Annotated in this window: 5 protein-coding genes and 1 tRNA gene; 2 read left to right on the top strand and 4 right to left on the bottom strand. The window is 63.1% G+C overall.

What is annotated here, in order from left to right; translation table 11 throughout:
- On the bottom strand, positions 1-1,601 hold a 1,601-nt coding region (locus FFS35_RS17430; RefSeq protein WP_137788157.1), incomplete at its 3' end, for a hypothetical protein.
- A gap of 248 nt (positions 1,602-1,849) precedes the next feature.
- Between FFS35_RS17430 and FFS35_RS17425 the strand changes: the two genes are divergently transcribed.
- Positions 1,850-2,980, top strand: a complete 1,131-nt coding sequence (locus FFS35_RS17425) for a helix-turn-helix transcriptional regulator (protein ID WP_171007673.1) — start codon at positions 1,850-1,852, stop codon at positions 2,978-2,980.
- Here FFS35_RS17425 and FFS35_RS17420 read toward each other — a convergent pair.
- Positions 2,977-4,239, bottom strand: coding sequence for an APC family permease (locus FFS35_RS17420; RefSeq protein ID WP_137788155.1), 1,263 nt, complete (start codon positions 4,237-4,239; stop codon positions 2,977-2,979). The two genes, FFS35_RS17425 and FFS35_RS17420, sit on opposite strands and share 4 nt — an antisense overlap.
- 115 nt (positions 4,240-4,354) lie before the next feature.
- Between FFS35_RS17420 and FFS35_RS17415 the strand changes: the two genes are divergently transcribed.
- Positions 4,355-4,606, top strand: a complete 252-nt coding sequence (locus FFS35_RS17415) for a hypothetical protein (RefSeq protein ID WP_137788154.1) — start codon at positions 4,355-4,357, stop codon at positions 4,604-4,606.
- Positions 4,607-4,608: 2 nt separating this feature from the next.
- On the opposite strand, the gene FFS35_RS17410 is transcribed toward FFS35_RS17415, so the two are convergent.
- Both FFS35_RS17410 and rimO read right to left on the bottom strand, forming a co-directional pair.
- Positions 4,609-4,685, bottom strand: a tRNA-Met gene (locus FFS35_RS17410).
- Between the two features lie 54 nt (positions 4,686-4,739).
- Complete coding sequence (gene rimO / locus FFS35_RS17405) at positions 4,740-6,089, bottom strand: 30S ribosomal protein S12 methylthiotransferase RimO (RefSeq protein ID WP_137788153.1); 1,350 nt, start codon at positions 6,087-6,089, stop codon at positions 4,740-4,742.
- Positions 6,090-6,143 lie beyond the last annotated feature (54 nt).

The following is a 6,143-nucleotide window of genomic DNA, read 5'->3' as shown; positions in this document are numbered from 1 at the left end:
GTTCCGGCGAGCGCCGTGGTGGCGCTTTCGCCCACCAGAATGCCACCGTTGCTGATCGTGATCGTACCGTTGTTGACAAGGCCGCCGTTGGCGGCGGTCGCACTGATACGCACCACGTCGGACGAGATCGCAAACGGCGTCCCGCTTCCGAGGGTCACACCCTGCAGATATTGCGTGCCACTGAGCGCATTGACCGCGCCCCCACCGCTGCCGGTGATCGTGCCGCCCAGGATGCGAACGTCATTGGAAAGCAGGATCGACGACCCAGTGCCATTGGCGAGGAGCGCGCCATTACCCTGATTCTCGTAAAGCCCGGAGATGAAATTCAGGGTCGCGCCGCCCGTTGCCTCCAATACGCCGGTATTCAGGAACGCGCTGTTGCCGTTCGTGCCGACGCCGTTGTTTATCCCGATCCCGCCGCTGCCGCCTTGGGCATCGAGATTGAGCGTCTGGCCGTTGAGATTGGCATTGATCGTGCCGTTGTTGACGATCACGCCCTGATCCTGGCCGACATAGCCCGCGCCACTCACCACCGTGCCGCTCGTCAACGTCATCTTCGTGCCGTTGGTATTGTATAAATAGGAATTGTTCCCGGCGAGTGTGACGTTTCCTCCGGCGATCGTCAGCACGGGGCTTTCACCGACCAATTGCGCGGAAGCGCCAATCGCTATCGTGCCGCCATTGGTCAGCGTATTATCGAAACGAACGACATCGTTGGCGATCGTAAAGGTCGTACCGCCGCCTAGCGTCACGCTGTCGAGATATTGGGTGCCACTGAGCGCATTGATCGCGCCGCCGTTGCTGCCGGTGATCGTGCCGCCAAGGATGCGCACGTCGTTGCCGAGGACGACGGTGGAGCCGGCGCCGCTGGCGAGAATCGACCCGGCGCCCTGGTTCTCGTAAAGCCCGGAAATGAAGTTCAGCGTGCCGCCATTGGTCGCCTCGAGCAGCCCGGTGTTGAGGAAGGAACTGCTGCCGTTGGCGCCGACGCCGTTGCCCGCGCCGATGCCGCCGCTGCCGCCCTGCGCATCCAGATTCAATGCATAGGCACCGGCAGCATTGGCGTTGATGATGCCATTATTGATCGTCACGCCCTGATCGCGGCCGATATAGCCCGCGCCGCTTATGGTCTGCCCAACACCAAAGGTCATCTGGGTGCCATTTGACGTATACAGATAGGCGCCGGAGCCGACGTCGTTCAGCGTGATCGCGCCGCTGCCCGAAAATACGGTGCTGCCGCTTAAGCCGACCAGCGTGCTCCCGGATCCGATCACCACCGCGCCGTTGTTGACGAACGCGCTGTTGTAGAGGCCGAGCGTTGCGTTTGCGATCGTGAGCGAATCGCCGCTGTCGATCGTGACGTTGCCGATATACTGCGTGTTGGTGACGCTGACCGCCGAGGTGAGATTGCCCTGGCCGTCGATGTGGATCGAATCGCCGCTCCCGGGCACGCCGCCGCAGCTCCATTTCGCGGCATTGCTCCAGTCACCCGCGCCGCCGCTCCAGGTGCACAGGGCAGCGTTGGCAGGCGCATAAGGTGCGCCGGTCAGCGCCAGTGCGGTGGTGGCGAGTGCAAGCCGCCGGACGGTGAACGAACTCATCGCTTTCCCCTTCGATATCAGCGATCTGCCCGGGAGGCGACGGGAAGCGCCAGCCCGAGCGGGATCGAAACGTTAATAAGGGGTTAAGCCCGGCGAGAGTTGGCGCGCATCAGCCGTTTGCACTAAGGCGCGAGATTTTCGGCATGACGCCCCAAAACGGGACGCTGGAATTTTGTTTCGCGATACAATGGGCAAGTGCCACATTCTCTTGTAAATGGTCGGCTACATTATTCGACGAGTGCGCCGCCATGCCCACGCACGACCCATCGAGCCTTATCGATCTAATTCATGATACGCCGTTCAACCCGACGCTGTGGGTGGAGGTCATCGAACGGCTGAATGACGAGATCGGCGCCGATTCTGCCGTCATGACGAAGCTGGATATCGTTTCCCACGGCGGCACCGGCCTGCCGATACGTCAGGATACGGCGGTATGGGACGAGTATATCGAACAATGGTCGACCCGTAATCCGCTCCATATGGTGGAAGACCCGATCGCCTATATCGCCAATTGGAAACCGACCATCCTGCGCGACGGCGAATGGCTTGATCGCGACGTGTTGCGCGCCACGCCATATTTCAACGAATTTCTCCGGCCCATCCGCGCCGAGCACAGCATGATGATCAGGCTGGGCCTTGACGATACGGTCGTGTCCAATCTGAGCCTGGCGCGGCGGGAAGCCCGCGGAGCCTTCCAGTCCAGCGAGGTAGCCCGGGCGCGACGCTATCAGACGCACATCATGCAGGCGCTGCGGACGGCACGTCGCCTGAAGATCGATCAGGCAGCGCTCGATCAACTCGATATTCTGCTGGCCTCGACCGATCAGGCGTTGATTTTCCTCGATCGAGACCTCCGTGTGCGACGGATGACGGCGGCGGCGGAACGGCGGCTTTTCGACAGCGGAATCCTGCGCCTGGTGAACGACCGGCTCGCGATACCGGATGATGCGCAGAACGCGCGATTGCAAAGCTTGCTGCAAGCCGCCGCGCTGGCGCAAGACAGCGGAGCGCCGATATTCCTCAGCCCGGTGCCGGGCGCCGTATCGATCGGGTTGCGCACGATTCCATTGGGGCCGCGGAGCATGGCCGCGCATTCGAGCGAGCCGTTCGTTCTGCTGTCGGCATTCGATCCCGTCGTCGAGAAGGCAGCACCGACCCGGGAGCTGGATCTGCGCAATCGCTTCCGTCTCACCGCTGCCGAGGCGCGCGTGGCAATGGCCATCGCCGATGGCCTGAGCATCCGCGAGGTGGCAGAGCGCATCGACGTCTCGATACACACCGTACGCGCGCAACTCGGCACGATCTTCGCAAAGACCGGCACGCATCGCCAGGCCGATCTCGTACGCCTGCTGCTCGGTCACCGGCCCGGCGGCGCCTAGCCCCCGGATTGTTTGCGTTGGCTCAAAAGGAGCAACGGCATACCGAGTGCGACCAGTCCGACTGAACCCAGCGCCTCCAACGGCGAAGTCGCGACGAACGCGACCAGCATCGCGATATTCACGGTCAGCGCGACGACCACTGGCACAGGATGGCCGGGCATACGCACCGGCCGCGGCAGTGTCGGCTCCGTACGGCGCAGCCGCCATGCAGCCAGCATCACAGCGATGGTCGTCAGGATCGCCAGCGGCGCGTACATTGCGTTAAGCGCGATATACGCACCGCTCGATGCCAGAACCCCCGCGACTAATCCCACCGCCAATGTCGCGGCGTAAGGCGAACCATTGCTTCCGATCCGCCCGAACACGGCCGGAGCGGATCGCGCGCGTGCCATGGCCAACAGGATGCGTGCTGGCAGCATCGTGGTGAGGTTGGCGATTGCGACCACCGAAATCAGGGAGAGTGCGGTAATCACCCGATCCGCAAGCGGCCCTACCACCCGCGCCATCGCGTCGCCGGCGGGCAACGTCGAATGCGCCAGCGTCGCGAACGGCAAAGCGCGCAGCAGCGCGACGTTCATCCCGACATAGATGACGGTAATGATCGCGAGCCCGACAAACATCGCGCGTGCCATCGTTCGCGTCGGATCGCGCATCTCCTCCACAAAAGGCACGAGCGCGCTCCAGCCCTGATAGGTGTTGTTGACCAGCAGAAGCGCGATCACCGCGCCGCCAAGGGACAGTGCAGACCCGGGCGGATGCGAAACCTGCGGCGCTGGCGGGACGGCAAACAGCAGCGCGATCAGCGCGAGCAGCCCTAAAAGCTTCACCACCGCTCCGATCATCTGCCCCCACCCGCTGGTGCGCGTGTCGGAGAGGTTGAGCGCGGTGATGGTGACGATCAATCCGACCGCCATCAGCCCGACGGGCGCATGGGTGCCGAGCCGCTGAGCGAATTCTGCGAACACGACCGCCATGAACGCGAGCGAGATCACGCATTGCAGCCAGCTGCACCAGCCGGCCAGCGTACCCGCGATATGCCCAAACGCTCGCTCGACATAGACGATCGCGCCGCCTGTGCGCGGCAGCGCGGTCGCCAGTTCGATCAGTGGCAGTGCCTCGATGAACGCCAGTACGCCGCCAAATAGCCATAATAGAATCAGCAGACGCGGATTCGGCAGGGCGGCGGCTACCGGACCGGGCGTGCGGAGGATGCCCGATCCGATACTGCCACCCAGCACCACCGCCAGCCCAAAGGGCATCCCCAGGACGCGGCGAAGAGCGAATCTGGCCCCGGTGCCTCCGGACTCGTTTTGGGCGGGTGAGGAGTGGCGTTTAAGAAAGTCCAAGACGCGGCCTAGCTGATAATGGGTCTGGATGAACCATCGCGACGATCAATGCATCACTCAAGTACGAGACCCGTTTCAGGCATCGCTGGCGGAGCAGCCGCTCACTTATATGCGAGAACTGGCCTGTGTCAGACCCTCGTCGATCGTCAAGTCCGTAAGAATTCGGGACATCAGTGGATTGTCATGCAACGCCGATCGCAGGGCTGGTTTCATGACCGATGGCGCTGGGCACACGCGCGCGAGCAGCCTGGATGCTGATACCATGGGCGCGAAACTGTGAATTGGTAGCGGAGGAGGGACTTGAACCCCCGACACGCGGATTATGATTCCGCTGCTCTAACCAGCTGAGCTACTCCGCCCCAGGGCGCTTGTCGCCGAAGCGAGGGGGCCTATTAGCAGCGCCGCCAAAGCGGTCAAGCGTGCAGTTGCCCCTCGGCTCCGGCCGGGGCGCCGAACAGATCGTGCTCGTCCGCATCCTCGATCGCAACGCTTACGATATCGCCGATAGCGAGATGCCCGGCGTCGCGCAGATGGACTTCGCCATCGATATCCGGCGCGTCGGCATAGGAGCGCCCGGTCGCGCCGTCTTCGCCCACCGCGTCGATGATGACGTCCATCGTTCGGCCGATCTTGGCCTGTAGCTTCGCGGCGGAAATGGCGGCGGTCTTTTCCATTATCCGGGCGTAGCGCTCTTCCTTCACCGTTTCGGGAACAGGATCGGGGAGCGTATTGGCAGCGGCGCCCTCGACCGGCTCGAAGCGGAACGCACCGACGCGATCGAGCTGCGCCTCGTCCAGCCAGTCGAGCAGGTAACGGAAATCGTCCTCGGTCTCGCCGGGGAAGCCGACCACGAACGTCGAGCGGATCGCGATATCGGGGCAGATCTCGCGCCATGAGCGGATCCGTTCCAGCACCTTGGCCTCGTTGGCGGGCCGCTTCATCGCCTTCAGCACCGCGCGGCTCGCGTGCTGGAAAGGTATGTCGAGATACGGGAGCACCAGCCCGTCGGCCATCAGCGGGATAACCTGGTCGACGTGCGGATAGGGATAGACGTAGTGCAGGCGTACCCACGGTGCTATCCGGCCAAGCTCGCGGGCGAGATCGGTCATGTGCGAGCGAACCTCCGCCCCTTTCCACGGCCATGCTTTGTGGCGAAGATCCACGCCATAGGCCGACGTATCCTGGCTGATGACCAGAAGTTCCTTGGTGCCGGCCGCGACCAGCTTCTCCGCCTCGCGCAGGATCGCATCTGGCCGGCGGCTGACGAGATCGCCGCGGAGCGACGGGATGATGCAGAAGGAGCAGCGGTGATTGCATCCTTCCGAAATCTTCAGATAGCTGTAGTGGCGCGGCGTGAGCTTTAGCCCGGCGTCCGGAATCAGATCGACATAAGGCGAGATGCTCGCCGGTGCAGCTTCATGCACCGCCTCCACCACCTGCTCATATTCGTGAGCCCCGGTGATCGCGAGCACGTTCGGAAAACGCGCGCGGATCATTTCCGCTTCCTTGCCCATGCAGCCGGTGACGATGACGCGACCGTTTTCCGCGATCGCCTCGCCGATCGCCTCGAGGCTTTCCTCTTTGGCCGAATCGAGGAAGCCGCAGGTGTTGACAAGCACCACGTCCGCCCCGGCATAGTCGGGCGACATCTGATATCCGTCCGCGCGAAGCTGGGTCAGGATCCGTTCGCTATCGACAAGATTCTTCGGACAGCCGAGCGAAACCATGCCCACGCGGGACGGGGAGGGGAGTTTGGTAGCCATAGGAAAGGGCGCCACATAGCGACTCGCGCACGCTTTTCATAGGGTGCAGCGGAT

The sequence above is a fragment of the Sphingomonas sp. 3P27F8 genome, assembly GCF_005502745.1.
Classification (GTDB): domain Bacteria; phylum Pseudomonadota; class Alphaproteobacteria; order Sphingomonadales; family Sphingomonadaceae; genus Sphingomonas.
Note: the sequence above shows the minus strand (reverse complement) of the source record. Positions and strands in the feature narration are given on the sequence as shown.